The sequence below is a fragment of the Halomonas sp. 3A7M genome, assembly GCF_014897875.1.
GTDB lineage: Bacteria > Pseudomonadota > Gammaproteobacteria > Pseudomonadales > Halomonadaceae > Vreelandella.
Map to the genome: position 1 here is coordinate 1 of NZ_JABUZD010000113.1, position 18003 is coordinate 18003.

An 18003-nucleotide genomic window follows, 5' to 3' on the forward strand; every position below is an offset into this window, starting at 1 on the left:
TCACCCTCATCGGCAAGCGCCCACATGAATTACCTGATCAAATTATTAAAGAGCTACCGAAGGGCGTTGCCGTTCGATGTGGGGCGTATTCTACCCATTTCTATTTATTCGTCAACACTTTTTTATCTTGTTTGATAGCCACCTAGAAAGAAGATAGGCGACTACTTAAGAAGATAGTTTGTCTAGTAGGAACGTCATTACGGGTAGCAACCAACCCTATGCTGGCCGACGGTGAGATGGGAAGCGATTTACATAAGCCACCATCAACACGAGGTCGGCGGTTCTTTCATACCAACTCAAGACGTTGCAAAAGCTCTTGGCGACGTGGCTCATCAACAAAAGCTTCTTCAATTGCATTACGGTTCAGCATACGGAACACCTCCGCATCCCAGCCAAATGCTTCAGCACAGGCAACATGATTTGTCAGCAACCCACCGCCAAAATAAGCCGGGTCGTCTGAGCTAATTGTCACCTTGAGGTTTTCTTTCAACAACTGGGGAAGAGGGTGATCTCGAAGATCATCAACTACTTTCAAACTGACATTAGACAGCGGGCAAACCGTTAGTACGATTTGACGCTCTCTGAGTCGCTTAACCACCGTGCCACTTTCGAGGCAGCGAACCCCATGGTCAATTCGCTGAACATCGAGGAGATCCATCGCTTCAGCAATATATTCGGCGGGTCCTTCTTCTCCTGCATGGGCAACACGCACCAAGCCAAGTTCTTTAGCTCGCGCAAACAGTGCCTGGAATTTTACCGGGGGATTATCACGCTCTGCGCTGTCTAAACCAATCGCATCTAAAAACTTCCAGTATGGAGCAGCGTTTTCGAGCACGCTGAGCGCTTCTTCAGCCGGACGATCACGCAAAAAAGCCATAATCATACCAACAGACAGATCAAGCGTAGCCTCTGCCTCTTCTTTCGCACGAAGCAATCCCGCCATCACAACCTCAAGAGGAATGCCACGCTGGAGATGGGCCTGAGGGTCAAAATGCATATCAATGTGCACCACCCCTTCACCACGAGCACGCTGAAAATAATCCATCGCCAAGTCATAAAAATCCTGCTCTGTGCGCAGCACATTCATGCCTTGGTAATAAAGATTTAGGAACCCTTGTAGGTCATCGAACTCGTAAGCCGCTTTTGCCTCTTTAGCCGTAGCGTAAGGAAGCTCAATACCATTTCGCTTGGCAAGTTCAAACATTAACTCAGGCTCTAGTGAGCCTTCGATATGCAAATGAAGCTCTACCTTAGGGAGTTGAAGAAGAAATTCATGCATACGAAACTCCTGTCATTAGGATAAATTATTTCCAACATTATCAAGAGTATCCGTATTTAACTTCCCCCCAGCAAGTCGCCAGTGGTAGTTAACGCCAGGCAGCAACGACGGGCATTCTACTTGGTGAATAAAATAGATCGCTGTTCGACCAGTGAGCCAATGGTCAAGAGATTTAGCAATATGCATAGCGGTGAAGGCATCCACACCGGCAAAGGGTTCGTCTAAAAGCACGACTGCTGGATCCCGCAAAAAAACACGAGCCAATGCCACTCTTCGCGCTTGCCCACCTGAGAGCTGCTGCCCCATTTCGCCGACTTGAGTCATAAGCTGATTGGGTTGCTGCTTTACCCAATCTTTTAGGGCGACTTGAGAGAGAGCTTCCCACAGTTGATCATCGCTTGCCTCAGGGTTCGCGATACGCAGATTCGCCGCTAACGATCCATCAAAAAGATCAACCTGCTGCGTGAGCAAAGCAAAATGCTTGGCACGGCTTTCCACAGTAACGTTAGAAGGCGCACAGCTGGCAACGTAAACCTGCCCCTCTGAAGGCGATATTCTACCCATAACAAGGTTAGCCAACGTTGACTTGCCTGCCCCAGAGATACCCGTCACCACTGTTCGCTTCCCGGCAGGCAAGGTAAATGTAGTCTCAGACAGCACCGAATAGACTGTATCGGGATAGCGAAACGAAACATTATAAAACGCCACTGAATGCCCACGAGAAGCATTAGGCAAGGCCAACGACGGCGCCTCAGTCATTATGCTGCTCAGTGCATTTAATCGTCGAGCAGCGCCATAGCTAGCACCGACTTTTAGAAAGGCGTTAGGCAGCGTAGTGAATACTTCATTTATACCCAGCACGGCGATAACCGCCATAACAATGATAGGCCCCGCCACGTGGCCGGCCTCTACAATGAAGCTGCCCAGCCATAATACGCCCACCAACAATACGCCGGTCACCGCTAATACTAGCGCGTTGCCAATGGCCGACTTATAAGCAAGCTGACGCTGATTACTTAGCGCTTGGTCTTCGTGCTGATTAATCCGCGTACGGTACCAAGGATTAGTTTGGTAACTCATTAGCTCAGCCGACGCTTGTACTTGATCAAGCACTAGACGGCGTAACTCTTCTTGGTCGCTAACTTGCTGGTGGCTATTACCAAACCCCAACCACGCATAGCCAAGCGTCACTACAAGCCATAGCACGCTCAACACAGCGGCTATCAAACCACCCAACACTGGCACCCAAATAGCGATAAAGCCAGATACCACCAGGATGCTTAACAGCCCAACTAACGGAGGGATAAGCAAGCGCAGATACAGGTTGTCAAGCGTATCAATATCCGACGTTAAGCGACTTAGCCATTCACTCGCGCGGCGGCGCTTAAGGGTTGCCTCATCCAACCTGGTTAAATCGCCAAATACGCGGTAGCGCAAATCAGCTAATAATGTCAGTACGGTATTGTGGTTATAAAGACGCTCCGCGTAACGTGCCACCGTTCGCAGCAGTGCAAAAAAACGAATACCGCCACCGGGAACATAAATATCCAAAGTAACGGGCAATCCAGCTGCCAACGCGATGCCAGCCAACGCACACGCGGCAATAAACCAACCCGAAAGCCCTAACAGTGCAAGACCTGCCAGGAGCGTCACCAACGCTAACAATGCCCCCATAAAGAAACGCTGACGACGACGCAGCATTATGAGCAGCCATGGTTTCATATCGCGATAAAACTGCTTCATACCGTCGCCTCAATAAGCTGACCGGCTTCACAGGTAAAATGACGATTAGCAACGGCTACCAGCGCAGGGTGGTGCGTTGCAATAACTAGCGTACGGCCTTCCTTTGCCCAATCTAGCAGTGCCTGAATGACAACCTTCTCAGTGATAGCGTCTAGGCTTGCCGTCGGTTCGTCTAATAAAACCAGTTGCGCCTCGCTAAGGTAGACACGCGCCAGCGTAAGACGCTGTGCTTGGCCACCAGACAGTCCGACACCACGCTCGCCTACCAGGCTTTCCAGACCATTTGGTAGCTGGGATAACAACTCACCCAGCCCTGCCCGTTGCAGTGCTCGTACCATTGACACCTGATCAGCTTCAGGGGCCGCTAAGCGCAGGTTATCGGCAAGAGTTCCCTGAATAATGCAAGGCGTTTGATCCAGCCAAGCAACCTGACCACTGTGACGATAGCGGCACTCACCGCTGCTAGGCATCATAAAACCAGCCATTAAGGCTAGGATGGATGATTTACCACTACCTGATTCACCAGTGATAGCAACCACGTCACCACGTCGGATGGTAGCGTTCAGGTTGGACAAGACCGTGGCACGCCCCTCATATCCAACACCAACCCCGCAAAACTCAATAACTGTATTCTCTGAATGAGGCACTGACGTGGCTGAAGGAACCAGATCTGGCTCATTAAGTATTGCCACGATACTTTCAGCCGCCCCTAATGCTGCTGCACGGTCATGATAGTGCTGGGATAGCGTTCGTAGAGGCTGAAAAAACTCGGGTGCCAGCAATAAAACGGCTAGCCCAGTGAAGAGGGTTAGAGCGGAGGATGGCCCATAGTCGATATAACCAAGTAGACCAAAACCGACATACATGGCCACAACCGCAATCGCCACGGATGCAAAAAACTCAAGCACCGCGGATGACAGGAACGCTAGACGCAGCGTGCGCATACTTAGTCGTCGATAGTCATCGGTGGCATACCAAACATCTTTTTGTGCTGACTTGGTATGGCCAAACAGCTGGAGCGTCGTCATCCCTCTGACTCGATCTACAAAGTGGGCCGACAAACGCGACACGGCCATAAATTGATCACGATTCAAACGCTCAGCGCCCATACCTACCAACGCCATAAAAAGCGGGATAAGTGGCGCAGAAAGCAACAAAAAGATGGCCACAAGGTAGTCCAGCCATCCAACAATGCAAAGGATAAGTAACGGTAATGCGACGACAATCCTCATCTGAGGATAAAAACGCGCGAAATAACCGTCTAACGCGTCAATATGCTCTACCGCCTGAGTCGCTATCGCCCCACTCTGTTGGCGAGTAAGCCAAACGGGGCCAAGCGTCGCCACCTTATTTAACAACTCCTCTCGCGCATGCTGGCGAATACGAAGACTTGCCTCTGCACTACTGGCTTCTTGCATTGCTTGAAGTAGTGAGCGACACAGCACCACTGCCACCAACCCCAAGAAAACAACTGTCAGTGATGCCGGTGAGCGACCATGAATGACAAGCTGATCAATGCACCATGCAAGCCCCACCACTAGTAAAACCGTAAGCCCCCCTGCAAGCACGCCACCTATTGCGGCTAGTGTGAGCTTTTTGTGTTCACGCCGAGCAAGAGATTTCAACCATGAGCGTGAAGTTAAGGGTATTACCTGACCTGATTGAGAGGTAGCCATAAGGTTAGTGGCACTCCTCATTTGATGGTCGCGCCTTGCCAGCAATGGATACATCCAAGCTAAAGACAACCGCAAACACTTTTGTCCAAAATAGCGAAAGACGGTCCCAAGCTGGGTTTTGGGTTTTAAAGAAAAGCCCATGGAGTAATGCTATATAGGAGACCAGCCCGATAGTAGAAACTGGAAAAATTGCATGGAAATACTCCACAAAGGCGAACTGAATTCGCGATAGTACGCAGAGGGCAAGCTCCATCACACTCTCCTAAGACCTGGATAAGCATCCCACTGCTGGGCCACACAAGCTTAGTTAAGCCTTACTGGTGCTGCACTTTAGCAATGAGCATGGGCTCTAGGCACGATGCAGCGACACAGCAACTAGGCCTGAGATTCGAATGTGTTGTCATTTGATGCTGTGACAAACGTTATACACTACTAGCGCTTCTTCAAAACTGTGTCGCATTGACGCAGTTAGGACATCACTACGATGCTAACCATGTAGCCAGTGTAAGCAATGAACATAGAGAACAGTACGCCACCCTCGATACGGTTTATACGCCGCGGGCGCCCCCGCCAAGAGAAAGCAAAGAACACCATCATGAGGGTCATAAAGGTCATGACGCTCCAATCACGAATTAGCACTTCGCGCCCTACTTCAATGGGTGTAATAACGCCGGCAAGACCTACCACAGCCAAACTGTTAAACAGGTTAGAACCTACGACATTACCTAGCACCATATCATGCTCTTTGCGCCGCAAAGCGCTGATAGAAGAAGCAAGCTCTGGCAAGGATGTTCCTATTGCTACAACGGTTAAGCCAATAATTAAGTCGCTAACCCCAAAAGCTACCGCTATTTCGACCGCCCCCCACACCAGTATGCGCGAACTAGCGATCAACAAGACTAGTCCAACTAGCGTCCACATAAACGCCTTGCCACGAGACATGGGCTTACTATCCAGCGCTTCTGCTACTTCACCCACTAGCGGATCATCTTGCTGTCCTCGTGAACGAACAATACTAACCCCAATAAAGAGCGCCAACGCACCTAGCAGTAAGACGGCTTCTCCGCGAGAAATCCAACCGTCATAAAGCATATAACCCGTCAAAAGCATGACACCTATCAACAGTGGCATCTCCTTACGGATCACACCAGAATGCACCGCTAAAGGAGCGATCAACGCGACAAAACCTAAAACAAGGCCAATATTAGCGATATTGGAACCATAGGCGTTACCTACCGCTAAACCAGGATTTCCTTGCATGGCCGCCAACACTGACACCATCATTTCTGGTGCAGAGGTGCCAAAACCAATAACCAGCATGCCAATTAATAGAGGCGATAGTCCTAACCACCTAGAGGTAGCTGCAGCACCATCGATAAATTTCTCAGCGCTCCATACAAGAAGCACCAAGCCCAAAACTACAGCCAAAAAAGGGAGCAACATTATTTCATTTCCTTAATAACGTAATGTTAGGCACTATCATTAGGCACCATTGCCGAGGCATCCTTGTCTAACTAGTTGGTTAGGTCAAGTGCTGTTTTACGGGGCGAAGATTAATCTCGATTTGACAGTAGTATCTGCCCACCGTACTAATTTGGATTCCTCAACGTATTGAGAATTAGCAGTTGCCTCATTTTCAGTTTATCAAACGACCTTCTTTGCGGGTGAACTCACCACAGGTCGACTGCCGCCCTCCTGAAGCACGCGCCCAGCGTAGACGCTTACGCGCCTGCCATGAGTGTGACTGGGTGTCTGCACTCCCTCCGCTCGGCTCTGGAGAGAAAGCATCTTGCCCACGCTGTTCACATGTGCTGGTAAAGCGGCATCGTTATCCTGCTCAGAGAAGCATGGCGCTTGCGCTTTCATCCTTGATAGCGCTACTTGCAGCAGTATCATTTCCGTTTGTTAGCTTTAGCATCAGTGGCATTGGTAATCGTATAGAACTTTCACAGACTGCCACTACGCTCATCGCTTTTCATCAGCCTGTTGTCGCTATCGCTGTCATTATGACCATTGTTGTGCTGCCCGCTATTTATCTAATTAGCGTGATCTGGCTTCAGTTTGGTTTACTTCGCGGCCATCCAATGCCGTTTAGTCGGGACATCGCTCGTTCACTAGCGAGGCTTACCCCATGGATGATGGCGGATGTCTTCATCGTTGGGGCGCTGGTGAGCTTGATAAAAATAGCTGGCATGGCACACATTGAAATAGGCATCTCCTTCTGGGCGTTCAGCGCGTTTGCCATCCTTTTACTGTTAACGACACAATCCATTGATTCAGATTGGATGTGGTTCTCTTTAGAGAAAGAACCCCTCGCGCCAGAAGGCACTCTCACAGGAACGACAGCGGCAAGCCAAGGGGTAACCGGCTGCCCAACTTGCGGCCTAATTAATCGGCTTAATGAGCATGCCAAGGGGCACTGTCTGCGCTGCCAAGAAAAGCTCCACCCACGATTACCACACAGCTTGCAACGCACCTGGGCACTGCTTTTTGCAGCAGCGGTGATGTATATCCCTGCTAATGTATACCCTATTATGACCACGACTAGCTTAGGGCACTCATCACCCTCAACGATCATCGGTGGGGTTGTACAGCTGATCCAAATGGGCTCCTGGCCCGTGGCCGTGGTTATCTTTGTGGCGAGTGTTATTGTTCCCGTTGGTAAGCTGGTCGCACTGGTTTGGCTCTGTATGGTCATTAAGCACAGCAACGAACTCAACGCACAAAGCCGAACTCGACTTTATCGGCTGACTGAATTTATAGGCCGATGGTCAATGGTTGACGTATTTGTGGTTTCAATATTAGTAGCTCTGATTCGCGCAGGGTCGTTAATGTCAATTACACCAGGGCCGGCGGCGCTCGCGTTTGCTGCCGTCGTTGTGCTCACAATGTTAGCAGCCATGACGTTTGACCCGCGCTTAATTTGGGACACTCCGCCCCCTCGCTCTACACGCCGTAACACGGCCACCAAGGAAACTGTTGATGGCTAATGATTCAACACCAAAGAAAGCCGATACCAACGACAACAACGATTTACATCGTGCGAAGTCATCACCGCAAACACGGCTCTCTCCGATTTGGATCGTGCCAATCGTTGCTGTTGTGATCGGACTGTGGCTTGCCTACGACAACTACGCCAGCCGAGGCACGCTCGTTACACTAACAATGGACAGCGCGGAAGGTATTGAAGCGGGCAGCACGCTTATTCGCAGCCGCAATGTTGAAATAGGCAGAGTCCAAAACGTTCGCTTATCTGATGACCTTTCCCATGCCGTTATGACCGCCCGCATCCAACCAGAAGCGGAAGCGATGCTAAGGGAAGATAGCCGATTCTGGGTGGTAAAGCCGCGCATCGGCCGCGAGGGCATTAGCGGGCTGGGCACGGTATTGTCGGGTGCCTATATTCAGCTAGAGGCAGGTCAGTCTGATGAACCTGAGCGCGAGTTTACGGTAAGTGATACACCACCAGTTGCCCCAGCTGGGCAGGCTGGTTTGCAAATCAGCTTAGTCAGTCAACTGGGTAACTCACTGCGTATAGGAGACCCTGTTTCTTACCAGGGCTATACCGTAGGACGAGTTGAAGATACTCGGTTTGACGCGGAATCTCGCACCATGCACCACCAAGTATTTATTGAAGAACCCTACGGCCAGTTAGTAACGGATAGCACTCGATTTTGGACATCAAGCGGTGTTGATTTCCAACTAGATGCCGATGGTGTACGTGTCAACGTGGAGTCTCTTGAAGCATTACTGGGAGGCGGCGTTACGTTTGGCGTGCCAGAAGACTTGCCGATGGGGCAACCCGTAGAACCCAATGCACGCTTTAATCTCTATGCGGATGAAAATACTGCCCGGGAAGGAACCTTCAATCAGTATTTAGAGTACGTGCTATTGGTTGATGATACCGTTCGCGGATTATCGAAAGGTGCGCCCGTCGAATTTCGCGGGGTAAGAATCGGTACGGTTGCGTCGGTACCCTGGAACTTTACCGCTCCACAGCCCGACTCGCGTTCTCAGTTTGCCATCCCAGTGCTGATTCGAATCGAGCCTCAGCGGTTGGGCATTGAGAATGCCGACATCGACATAGAACAGTGGGACTCACGCTTTAAGCGCCTTTTTGGCTTAGGGCTACGTGCATCACTCAAAAATGGCAGCCTATTAACGGGTGCACTTTTCGTTGATCTTAATTTTCAACGCGATTTAGCTGATGAATATGTCGCCGAAATGTTCTCCGAGCGGACAGTATTCCCTACTGTTGCTGGCGGCTTTGCACAGATCCAAGCGCAGATAACCAGCCTGCTTGAGAAATTAAACGCGCTTGAAGTTGAGCCATTACTTGCAGGTTTAGACCGAAACTTACAAGCATCTGAAAGTGTGCTCAACGAGATACGCCAAGTAAGCACCTCCATCAACCAGTTGCTGAATGATCCCGATACTCAGGCAGTGGGCGGAAACGTAAATGCGACTCTTGAGGAGCTGCGTAACACCTTGCAAGGTGTATCACCGTCATCTCCAGCCTATCAGGATTTAACAACGGCTATTCAACGGCTGGATCGCTTAATGCGCGACTTACAACCACTTACTCGCACATTAAATGAAAACCCAAGAGCGCTCTTATTCGACAACCTGGATACTCAAGATCCCGTGCCTCGCGCACCACGCTAAGAAGGAGCTTACTATGCGCTATAAGGCAATCCGCTATTTATCACTACTTGGCCTTTGCATACAGCTAAGTGCTTGCGCTAGCAGTGTCACACCACCCTCTCGCTACATGCTACCAAGCGAAAATGCAGTGAGTTCGCCAAACCAGCCGATCGGCACACTGCAAGTGCGAGCACCACGTTTAGCACATTATCTGGATGTGGACGGCATCGTCATGCAGCTTGATGACATCACCCTAATTGAAGCCCGCGAACACCAATGGGCTGAAAGTATTGGACGCCAATTAGAACGTGCATTACGTGCTCAACTATCCCAAGAACTCACGTCCATTCAGGTCGTTCATGCGGATGGCAATGCACCTGAAGCGCTCACATTACTACTTGAAGTTGATCAATTTCAGGGGCGGCACGACGGGCGAGCGGTCACCAGTGGCCAATGGCAGTTACGCGGCGCAGATAACAACCTACTTGCGCTAAAAAGTTTTTCTGCAGAGACCGAGCTCCAGCAGGACGGCTACCCTGCTCTCGTTCGCTCACTTGGCGAAAGCTGGGATAAGGTGGCCCTGCAAATCGCCAACGAGATCCGCGAAGGAAATTATTTTCAGATGTGACATCAGTAAGGCATCCAGCCTCTAGGTTAAACGCTGAAATGAAGTATCCATGATATACTAAAGGAGTCATCTTTCAGCATCACCACGTCACCCCCGATTCAAGCCAATGTCTATTTCACCGTCTTGATCGGCAAAAAAATGACCATCGCGGCAGCGTGCTTTATCTGGCAAACTTCGCTGCCGCGAAGGTGTACCATCCTCGCTTTTTGAACATTACGCTCAGTAACGACGACGCCAAGCGGCGTCACTTACTAAGCGATTGCGGAGAACGCATGAGCTTTTCTGAACTTGGTCTGCACGACGATTTACTACGGGCGGTTACCGCGCAGGGCTATACGCAGCCTACCCCTATTCAACAAAAAGCTATACCCGTTGTACTTGAAGGTCGCGACATGCTCGCCAGTGCACAAACTGGCACAGGCAAAACCGCTGGCTTTACGTTGCCCATGTTACAGCGGTTAGCGAATGGCAAGCGCCCCGGCAAACGCCAAGTACGCGCGTTAGTGCTCACGCCTACGCGCGAGCTTGCTGCCCAGGTAGGCGAAAGCGTAACCGCTTACGGCAAGCACCTCTCTTTACGCTCGCATATTATTTTCGGCGGTGTTGGCCAACAGCCACAAGTGGATGCACTCAAAGCGGGGCTTGATGTGTTGGTCGCCACGCCAGGTCGGCTACTAGACTTGCATCAGCAGGGCCACGTGGATCTATCGGCCGTAGAAATCCTGGTGCTCGACGAAGCTGATCGCATGCTCGACATGGGATTCATCCATGATATCAAGCGTCTATTGCGCTTAGTACCGAAACAGCGTCAAAACCTGCTGTTCTCTGCAACATTCTCCAACGACATACAGTTATTGGCGCAACAGCTGCTCAACAACCCAGCGTTAATAGAAGTCGCACCTCGCAACACGACCGCTGAAAAAATTGAGCAAACCATTTACCGAGTAGATCGTGATAAAAAACGCGAGCTGCTGGCCCATTTAATTCAGCAGCATGGTTGGTTTCAGGTACTCGTTTTCACACGCACCAAACATGGCGCGAACCGCTTAGCAGAGCAGCTCTCTAAGCAAGACATACCCGCCATGGCCATCCATGGCAATAAGAGCCAAGGGGCTAGAACACGTGCACTAGGTGCTTTCAAAAGCGGTGATTTGCAGGTACTTGTCGCCACTGACATTGCCGCTCGCGGGCTAGATATCAACGAACTTCCCCATGTCGTTAATTTCGACTTACCCAATGTGGCAGAGGATTATGTTCACCGTATTGGACGCACCGGCCGAGCGGGCAGCGATGGCGAAGCAGTTTCGCTCGTATGTGTCGACGAACACGGCTTGCTGAGTGGGATTGAGCGTCTTATCAAGCAAAACCTGCCTAAACGTATCGAACCCGGTTTTGAACCTGATCCAAACGCCAAGCCCGAGCCGATTGAAAATGGCCGCCGTGGTCAGAAGCAGCCCCGCGCCAAACGTAAACCGGAAGGGCAAGCAGCTAATACAGGCGGTGAACGTCGTCGTCGCGCCCGTCGCTAGCCCTTAGCTTAGGAATATGCGAAGGTTGTCGCTTCGCGTATTCCGCTGGCACAGCTTAACTTATTCATGGAGTGATTATGGCGTCGTCTCAACTTATTAACGATTACCGCCAGTGGCTTACCTTTCAACGCCAGGAGCAACTAAGCCGTGAGCACCAAGGTATTTCACAGCGGCTAGAAGATGCCCGGGCATCGGCTGGACAAGTGCTGCAGGCGTATCGCAGCATGGCTGAAAAAGCCTCTACAGAGGGCGCTTGTTATCGCACACTTTTCTTACGTGAACGTAATGATAACGAATCGCTACCCTGTGAAGGATGGTTATTTGTACGACGGGTACTTAGCGAAGAGAGCAGCACGCGAGTACGGGTAACGTTACTGGAAACCTTTACGCTGGAAGACGGCATTATTACACCTGGGGATAAACCTGCACGTAAATTAACCCTCGAAATCTACGACAAGCTGAATATTGATAAGGGGATGCGTACCGAGGTGCGCGTAGACTGCTTAGACACGCAGCAAGATTATCATTTCATTACCCTGCTTGATGCGGTACGCGGCGACTTACGCCCCCACCTCAAGTAAATGTCAGCATGGCTTCTCGTCGCACATACACCTTTATTGTTCTGATGTTCGTAGTAGGGCTTAATTTACGCCCTGCTATGTCATCAGTTGCGCCGCTGCTTTCCCGACTGCAAGAAACTGCGGGGTTAAGTCCTGCATCAGCGGGCATTTTAACCACGTTGCCCGTGCTTTTTTTAGGCTTGTCAGCCCCACTTGCTCCCCTATTGGCTAAACAGTTGGGCAGCGAACGGGCCCTGAGTAGTGCACTGCTTTTATTAACTTGCGGTTTAATCTTAAGAGGCATGCCAGTGCCTGGCGCGCTTTTTATTGGCTCAGCAATGGCAGGCAGCGCGATCGGCCTTAGCGGCACCCTTCTACCAGCGCTTGTTAAACGCGAGCTTCCCCACAGCGCCGATCTTCTGACTGGTTTATACACCATGGCGTTATGTTTCGGCGGTGCTTTAGGCGCTGGTCTTAGTGTTCCGCTGATGCAATGGCTAGGCAGCTGGCAGTTGAGTCTAATGAGCTGGTCACTGTTAGCATTAGTAGCCCTGGCACTATGGGTGATCAACATGCCAACGGCCCAACACACCCCACTCAAGCCAAGAAGCTCTTCTTCGCTCGCCCAATTAATGCGTAAGCCACTTACGTGGCATGTCATGCTGTTCATGGGCATTCAGTCTTCCATGGCTTACATTGTGTTTGGTTGGCTGCCCACCTTATTAGTCTACAGAGGCTATGATGAAGCTGCGGCCGGCTGGACAATGGCCATCTCAATCATGTGTCAGTTAGTTTCAGCACTGGGCGCACCTTGGCTAGCCCGCTTAACCCACGATCAACGCCCTGCCTTACTACTAGTTCTTTTTAGCACTGCACTAGGGCTTTGGATGTTGCTTATTGCGCCACTAGCCTGGAAGTGGCCCGGCGCGGTACTTCTTGGTATTGGTCAAGGCGGCAGCTTCAGCTTAGCACTCAGCCTGTTGGTGTTACGAACGGCTAACTCGCGTCTCGCGGGGCAGCTTTCTGGCTTAGTACAGGGTGGCGGCTATACGTTGGCAGCGCTAGGCCCTTTTGGGGTTGGTCTGATGCTGCAAGCCGGAGCAGAGTTAGCCCACATAGCATGGCTGCTTATTCTGCTAATTGTTATTTGTTGCGGATTTGCCTTATTGGCTGGGCGTAACCGCCAATTAGACGATCATAGCGGTGAGTTGTTAGTACATCGCGGTTAGCCGTCGTGCAAGGCAATACCTGCCTCAGTTTGCAGAGCCTGTTTCAATAGCATACAGAGGCACGGACACTTAGGCACAGGTACTTAGACACAAGCACTTAGACACACGTACTTAGACACACGTACTTAGACGCTACGATTGAGAAAGACCCTTTTAGATTCGCCCAATTCAGGAAACGGCTATGAGCATCACTTCTCCCCTGGCAAACGCCGCCCCCACTCAAGAACGTGTGCTGGTCATCTATACTGGCGGCACCATTGGCATGCAGCCAAATGTAAAGGGACTAGCCCCAGGGGGGAACTTTCAAGATCGCATGGCAGACGCACTAAGCCAGCTTCCTATACTGCACCAACATGCCCTTCCCGCTTATGACGTGCTTAGTTATGCGTCATTGATCGACTCAAGTGCAGCGACGCCGCTGACTTGGCAACAGATTGCCAACGATATTGCAGCCCACTTAGCCAACTACCGTGGATTTGTCGTTATCCACGGCACGGATACCCTAAGCTGGACCGCGTCGAGTCTTGCCTATCAGCTACAGGGGATTGACCGCCCGGTTGTGTTAACAGGCTCTATGCATCCTCTTGAAATGATTGATAGCGATGCAATCGGCAACCTTTACGGAGCATTAAGGTTTGCTGCAAACGTTGAGTTACAAGAGGTGGCGATCTATTTTTCAAATCGCCTTCTGAGGGGGGCACGAGCGATTAAACAACACACGGAATCCTTAGATGCATTTATCTCACCAAGCTACCCCTGTATCGGTGAACGCGTTGGCGATGACTTCATTTATTACCCAAGTAGAGGTTTAGGGTTTCAACAACGCGGCGCGCCCCGCTTTGAGCTTGCAGACTATCAAGCCGTCTCCGATGGCGCCGTTATCAGACTAGCATTGTGGCCAGGTATATCGCCTTGGCAATTGGAAGCTCTGCTCGGTGATTCGCGCGTTAAGGGGGCTCTACTGCAGCTTTGGGGAGCAGGTAATATACCCAACGACCCTGCAATCATTGATGTCATTGCTAACGCCAGTGGCGAAGGAAAACTGCTGGCCGCGGTTAGCCAGTGCCCCCAGGGCAGCATTCATATGGGCGAGTACGCAGCGGGCCACGGTCTAGCAGAAGCGGGCCTACTGTCTGGAGATAACATGACACCGGAAGCCGCTTTCACCAAACTCGTTCACCTATTGGCTCAACCCCTTTCCATGGACATTCGACGCCAGCGATTTTTAACGCCACTTGTCGGCGAGCGCTAAACACCGCACGTCGATCAATTCGCACTGGCGTAGTCACTTATACACGCTATGTTTAAACATACGCTAACAACCAAAAGGAAAGCAGCGTATGGAACGGCCTGTACACTATTTTAGCGAGCTATTTGAACAACTCGGGCTACGCTCGGATGCAGAGTCCATAGAGCACTTTATTCAGCGCCACTCCCCCCTTCCCAAAGAAATGCCGCTCGCGGAGGCACCCTGCTGGAACGAAGGCCAAGCTGATTTTCTTCGTGAGGCCGTGGAAGATGATGCCGACTGGGCCGAAGTTGTCGACCACCTTGATGCCTCGATGCACAAACGAGCTTGATTGCTGCTGAACACCTCTTTGCGCGCCGCTCACTAACGGCGCCAATATAGCCATCAACTGTTGAGGCGAGCTTCAACGCGCTCAAGAATTTGCCTGCTCACTTTTCCTACTAATGGCTTTGCAGCACGATTCACCGCTTTTTCCATCAATCGGTTACGGATCTCATAACTCAGCGTAAGCGATACCTCTGTCCCCTCCGGCACTTCACGCAATTGATAACGACCTTGGTTTTTAACGCCTTCCAATGATTCCCATGCCAGCACATAAGGTGGCTTGATCTCGGTTACTGCCACATCAAATGACCAATCCATACCCACCGCGTGGACATGCCAGCGATAACGGTTATCGCCTAAGGTATCAATTGATCTAATGAGATCAGAATAGTCAGCAAAATCTTCAACTCGGCTCAGCAGTTCAAACACTCTTTCAGGCTGAGCATTAATAATTTCGCTATGTTCTATGGTGGCCATGGATTCATCCCTTACGACTAGAAGGATTAGCTTAGCATGTTGGCCCATGCGCATACCGAACAGAAAATGGTACCAATTGCCGCTACCACTGGCCAGGCAAGCCCGCATTGCGTAAACTGCCGTCCTTCCGGACCGGACCCCGGAATCTCATTTAGCGCGACGCTAAAGCACTCAATAAATTCTCCGGCCAATGAGTAATTATTATGTCGTTACCCCCTACCTCTGGCGCAGACGCGTCATCTACCGTTGTGATTTATTCCGGCGGCATGGACTCCTATACCGTTCTTCACCGCGCAATTAAAGAAGGGCTCGAGGTTCATGCGCTCTCCTTTGATTATGGCCAACGCCACGCCAAAGAACTGGACATAGCGAAAGCCGTTTGTAAGCAGCACGATATTCCCCATCAAGTCGTTGATATACGTGCTATTCACGGTTTAATTGATAACTCAGCGCTGACCAACCCAGATATATCAATGCCTGAAGGTGACTACGCCGCTGATAACCTCCCTACCACCGTTGTCCCTAACCGCAATATGATTCTGCTTTCGTTAGCCATTGCTAAGGCAGTTAATATCGGTGCGGGGCGTGTCGATTACGGCGCCCACGGCGGTGATCATATTCTCTACCCTGACTGCCGCCCTGAATTTGTTCACGCAATGAACCAGGTCGCTGGCATCGCTAATTTTGAACCGATAACGCTGCATGCACCTTATCTAGCATCGAGCAAAGCCGATATCTTGCGCGATGGCTTAGCAATGGGCCTGAACTACCGTGATACCTGGACCTGCTATGAAGGGCGCCCACTGGCTTGCGGCAAGTGTGGCAGTTGCCGTGAACGGCTGGCGGCGTTCGCAGCCAACAATACTTCAGACCCACTGGCGTATGAATCTACCCCTGCACAGGTTACCAGCTGATGTATCACGTCAAAGAAGCCTTTTATACCTTGCAGGGCGAAGGTGCACAGGCAGGCCGTGCCAGCGTATTTTGCCGCTTTAGCGGCTGCAATTTGTGGTCTGGGCGTGAAATCGATCGCGCCAGCGCAAAATGCTCCTTTTGCGACACCGATTTTATCGGTACGGATGGCATTAACGGTGGGCGCTTTAACACTCCACGTGAACTCGCTGATCACATTAAAGCCCTTTGGCCAGTTCATGCGGGGAGAGCAACGCCCTACGTGGTATTCACTGGCGGCGAGCCATTACTCCAGCTTGATACCCCGCTGATCGCACTACTACACAGCGATGGATTTGAAGTGGCTGTTGAAACGAATGGAACGGTCATACCACCGCCAGGAATTGACTGGCTATGTGTTAGCCCGAAGGGCACAAACTCATTGGTGGTCACCCGTGGCGATGAGTTAAAGCTGGTTTTCCCACAATCTGCAGCGCCACCCACTCAATTCGCCAATTTGGACTTCAACCACTTTTTTTTGCAGCCGATGGACCACGGCATAGCGCAGAGAAATCACGCGACGGTTCAGGCAACCACCGAGTATTGCATGGCTAACCCCCAGTGGCGGCTATCGCTTCAAACGCACAAGATTGCAGGATTTGAGTAATGGCGTTATTTGTAAATCGTCTCAGCCATATTGATGTTTCACTGTGGTGCCCTACAAAAGGGTTGGTAGGCTGTAGCTGGCAAGTAGATGCTCAACTGGATGGGGAGCTAGGCGAAGATGGTATGCTTTTTGACTTCGGGGAAGTTAAGCCTTGGATCAAACGCACACTCGATAGTGGCCTAGACCATACGCTGCTCGTACCTGTCAACGCGCCCGGCATTAAGGTTACTGACTGCGCTGAAGGTATCTGCATTAGAACAGCGACTCCTTACGAAATGGAAGTTCGCGGGCCAGCCCAAGCATTTACCTTGCTCCCCTGGGATACCATCACTGTTGAGCGTGTCACCCACTATTTAAGCTCACAGCTGACGAAGCAAGAGCAACGGCCAGCTAATGTCCACAGTGTCACGCTAACGCTGAGTGACGAGCCTATAGACGGCGCTGCCTATGCGGACTGAAACGGCATCTCGGCAACTGTCAGCGGATTGCCCATGGCCACCGCTCGCGCCTGTTTATCTGGCAGCAGCAGGCACGTCAGCCAGCGCTTGAGCAGCGCTGGGCAGCATGGCTGGATAATCGATACCTGCTTGAACAGGCCGATATTGAAAGCCAGGTTGATGAAAAGCTGACTTGCCGTTATCAGTCGGCACAAGGCACATTTTCGATCACGCTGCCTCAAGAACGCTGCTGTGTACTGCCCAAGCCGACAACCGTCGAGAATATTGCGTTATGGCTTGCCAAGAGTATTGCAGATCACAGCGGCCATAAAACACTGGTTCAAGCCTTTGAGGGGATTGATAAAGGCGCGACGGCAGAAGCCTCGCCATGAGTAGTCACGTTTTCGCAACAGACACCGCCGCCTGCCGAGCTGGCTGCGGTGCTTGCTGTATTGCACCGTCGATCACCTCTTATATACCCGGCATGCCAAATGGCAAACCGGCGGGCGTTCGATGCGTACAGTTAAGTGATGACAATCTATGCAGGTTATTTGGCGATCCTAGCCGTCCCGCTGTGTGTGCGCGGTTCGACTATGATGCTGATGTGTGTGGCGAGCACCGAGAAGAGGCGCTCGCCACACTTAACTGGCTGGAAACATCAACCCGTTAG

16 protein-coding genes and 2 pseudogenes are annotated in these 18003 nt (G+C 51.1%); 12 read left to right on the forward strand and 6 right to left on the reverse strand.

Translation table 11 applies throughout. The annotated features are described in order from the left end of the window. Window positions 1-286: 286 nt before the first annotated feature. From INT19_RS09710 to INT19_RS09730, 5 genes and pseudogenes are all read right to left on the reverse strand, one after another. Complete coding sequence (locus tag INT19_RS09710; RefSeq protein ID WP_193060598.1) at window positions 287-1279, reverse strand: adenosine deaminase; 993 nt, start codon at window positions 1277-1279, stop codon at window positions 287-289. Between the two features lie 15 nt (window positions 1280-1294). Further along, complete coding sequence (gene cydC, locus INT19_RS09715; RefSeq protein ID WP_193060599.1) at window positions 1295-3022, reverse strand: thiol reductant ABC exporter subunit CydC; 1728 nt, start codon at window positions 3020-3022, stop codon at window positions 1295-1297. After that, window positions 3019-4698: a thiol reductant ABC exporter subunit CydD gene (gene cydD, locus INT19_RS09720; RefSeq protein ID WP_193060600.1), complete on the reverse strand. Its 1680-nt coding sequence runs from the start codon at window positions 4696-4698 to the stop codon at window positions 3019-3021. The genes cydC and cydD overlap by 4 nt, the downstream gene beginning before the upstream one ends. A 49-nt stretch (window positions 4699-4747) precedes the next feature. Then, a pseudogene (locus INT19_RS09725) lies at window positions 4748-4951 on the reverse strand (cytochrome ubiquinol oxidase subunit I); the annotation flags it as partial. A 215-nt stretch (window positions 4952-5166) separates the two neighbouring features. Then, a complete protein-coding gene (locus INT19_RS09730) occupies window positions 5167-6141 on the reverse strand; it encodes a calcium/sodium antiporter (protein ID WP_089038219.1) in 975 nt (324 codons plus the stop codon). 200 nt (window positions 6142-6341) lie between these two features. Between INT19_RS09730 and INT19_RS09735 the strand changes: the two genes are divergently transcribed. The 8 genes from INT19_RS09735 to INT19_RS09770 all read left to right on the forward strand — a co-directional run bounded on the left by INT19_RS09735 (window position 6342) and on the right by INT19_RS09770 (window position 14868). Beyond that, window positions 6342-7688 (forward strand): PqiA/YebS family transporter subunit, encoded by a 1347-nt coding sequence (locus INT19_RS09735; protein ID WP_443602021.1) that lies wholly within the window; start codon window positions 6342-6344, stop codon window positions 7686-7688. After that, the gene (gene pqiB / locus INT19_RS09740; RefSeq protein ID WP_193060602.1) at window positions 7681-9363 is read left to right on the forward strand and encodes an intermembrane transport protein PqiB; all 1683 of its coding nucleotides are present in this window, start codon (window positions 7681-7683) and stop codon (window positions 9361-9363) included. Before INT19_RS09735 ends, pqiB begins: the two co-directional genes overlap by 8 nt. A 13-nt stretch (window positions 9364-9376) precedes the next feature. Next, complete coding sequence (locus INT19_RS09745; protein WP_193060603.1) at window positions 9377-9970, forward strand: PqiC family protein; 594 nt, start codon at window positions 9377-9379, stop codon at window positions 9968-9970. A 272-nt stretch (window positions 9971-10242) separates the two neighbouring features. After that, window positions 10243-11499, forward strand: coding sequence for a DEAD/DEAH box helicase (locus tag INT19_RS09750; protein WP_089038216.1), 1257 nt, complete (start codon window positions 10243-10245; stop codon window positions 11497-11499). Window positions 11500-11576: 77 nt separating this feature from the next. Then, a complete protein-coding gene (locus INT19_RS09755) occupies window positions 11577-12080 on the forward strand; it encodes a hypothetical protein (RefSeq protein ID WP_038483828.1) in 504 nt (167 codons plus the stop codon). Between the two features lie 8 nt (window positions 12081-12088). After that, complete coding sequence (locus tag INT19_RS09760; RefSeq protein ID WP_193060604.1) at window positions 12089-13288, forward strand: MFS transporter; 1200 nt, start codon at window positions 12089-12091, stop codon at window positions 13286-13288. A 181-nt stretch (window positions 13289-13469) separates the two neighbouring features. Beyond that, entirely contained in the window at window positions 13470-14540 is a 1071-nt protein-coding gene (locus tag INT19_RS09765) for an asparaginase (RefSeq protein ID WP_193060605.1), read from the forward strand. Between the two features lie 88 nt (window positions 14541-14628). Further along, window positions 14629-14868: a DUF2789 domain-containing protein gene (locus INT19_RS09770; RefSeq protein ID WP_193060606.1), complete on the forward strand. Its 240-nt coding sequence runs from the start codon at window positions 14629-14631 to the stop codon at window positions 14866-14868. A 53-nt stretch (window positions 14869-14921) separates the two neighbouring features. On the opposite strand, the gene INT19_RS09775 is transcribed toward INT19_RS09770, so the two are convergent. Next, the gene (locus INT19_RS09775; RefSeq protein ID WP_125747528.1) at window positions 14922-15338 is read right to left on the reverse strand and encodes an SRPBCC family protein; all 417 of its coding nucleotides are present in this window, start codon (window positions 15336-15338) and stop codon (window positions 14922-14924) included. Between the two features lie 203 nt (window positions 15339-15541). Here INT19_RS09775 and queC point away from each other — a divergent pair, with 203 nt between their 5' ends. From queC to INT19_RS09795, 4 genes and pseudogenes are all read left to right on the forward strand, one after another. Then, window positions 15542-16252: a 7-cyano-7-deazaguanine synthase QueC gene (gene queC, locus INT19_RS09780; protein WP_193060607.1), complete on the forward strand. Its 711-nt coding sequence runs from the start codon at window positions 15542-15544 to the stop codon at window positions 16250-16252. Further along, on the forward strand, window positions 16252-16896 hold the full coding sequence (queE, locus tag INT19_RS09785) for a 7-carboxy-7-deazaguanine synthase (RefSeq protein ID WP_193060608.1): 645 nt from the start codon (window positions 16252-16254) through the stop codon (window positions 16894-16896). The genes queC and queE overlap by 1 nt, the downstream gene beginning before the upstream one ends. Further along, window positions 16896-17725, forward strand: a pseudogene (locus INT19_RS09790) (6-pyruvoyl trahydropterin synthase family protein). The gene queE and the pseudogene INT19_RS09790 overlap by 1 nt, the downstream one beginning before the upstream one ends. After that, a complete protein-coding gene (locus INT19_RS09795; RefSeq protein ID WP_193060609.1) occupies window positions 17722-18003 on the forward strand; it encodes a YkgJ family cysteine cluster protein in 282 nt (93 codons plus the stop codon). Before INT19_RS09790 ends, INT19_RS09795 begins: the two are co-directional and overlap by 4 nt.

Coding starts and splice junctions, on each gene's coding strand:
- INT19_RS09745 (WP_193060603.1), top strand. CDS start 9,377: ATGCGCTATAAGGCAATCCGCTATTTATCACTACTTGGCCTTTGCATA.
- INT19_RS09755 (WP_038483828.1), top strand. CDS start 11,577: ATGGCGTCGTCTCAACTTATTAACGATTACCGCCAGTGGCTTACCTTT.
- cydC (WP_193060599.1), bottom strand. CDS start 3,022: ATGAAGCAGTTTTATCGCGATATGAAACCATGGCTGCTCATAATGCTG.
- INT19_RS09760 (WP_193060604.1), top strand. CDS start 12,089: ATGGCTTCTCGTCGCACATACACCTTTATTGTTCTGATGTTCGTAGTA.
- queE (WP_193060608.1), top strand. CDS start 16,252: ATGTATCACGTCAAAGAAGCCTTTTATACCTTGCAGGGCGAAGGTGCA.
- INT19_RS09710 (WP_193060598.1), bottom strand. CDS start 1,279: ATGCATGAATTTCTTCTTCAACTCCCTAAGGTAGAGCTTCATTTGCAT.
- cydD (WP_193060600.1), bottom strand. CDS start 4,698: ATGGCTACCTCTCAATCAGGTCAGGTAATACCCTTAACTTCACGCTCA.
- INT19_RS09775 (WP_125747528.1), bottom strand. CDS start 15,338: ATGGCCACCATAGAACATAGCGAAATTATTAATGCTCAGCCTGAAAGA.
- pqiB (WP_193060602.1), top strand. CDS start 7,681: ATGGCTAATGATTCAACACCAAAGAAAGCCGATACCAACGACAACAAC.
- INT19_RS09765 (WP_193060605.1), top strand. CDS start 13,470: ATGAGCATCACTTCTCCCCTGGCAAACGCCGCCCCCACTCAAGAACGT.
- queC (WP_193060607.1), top strand. CDS start 15,542: ATGTCGTTACCCCCTACCTCTGGCGCAGACGCGTCATCTACCGTTGTG.
- INT19_RS09795 (WP_193060609.1), top strand. CDS start 17,722: ATGAGTAGTCACGTTTTCGCAACAGACACCGCCGCCTGCCGAGCTGGC.
- INT19_RS09770 (WP_193060606.1), top strand. CDS start 14,629: ATGGAACGGCCTGTACACTATTTTAGCGAGCTATTTGAACAACTCGGG.
- INT19_RS09750 (WP_089038216.1), top strand. CDS start 10,243: ATGAGCTTTTCTGAACTTGGTCTGCACGACGATTTACTACGGGCGGTT.
- INT19_RS09730 (WP_089038219.1), bottom strand. CDS start 6,141: ATGTTGCTCCCTTTTTTGGCTGTAGTTTTGGGCTTGGTGCTTCTTGTA.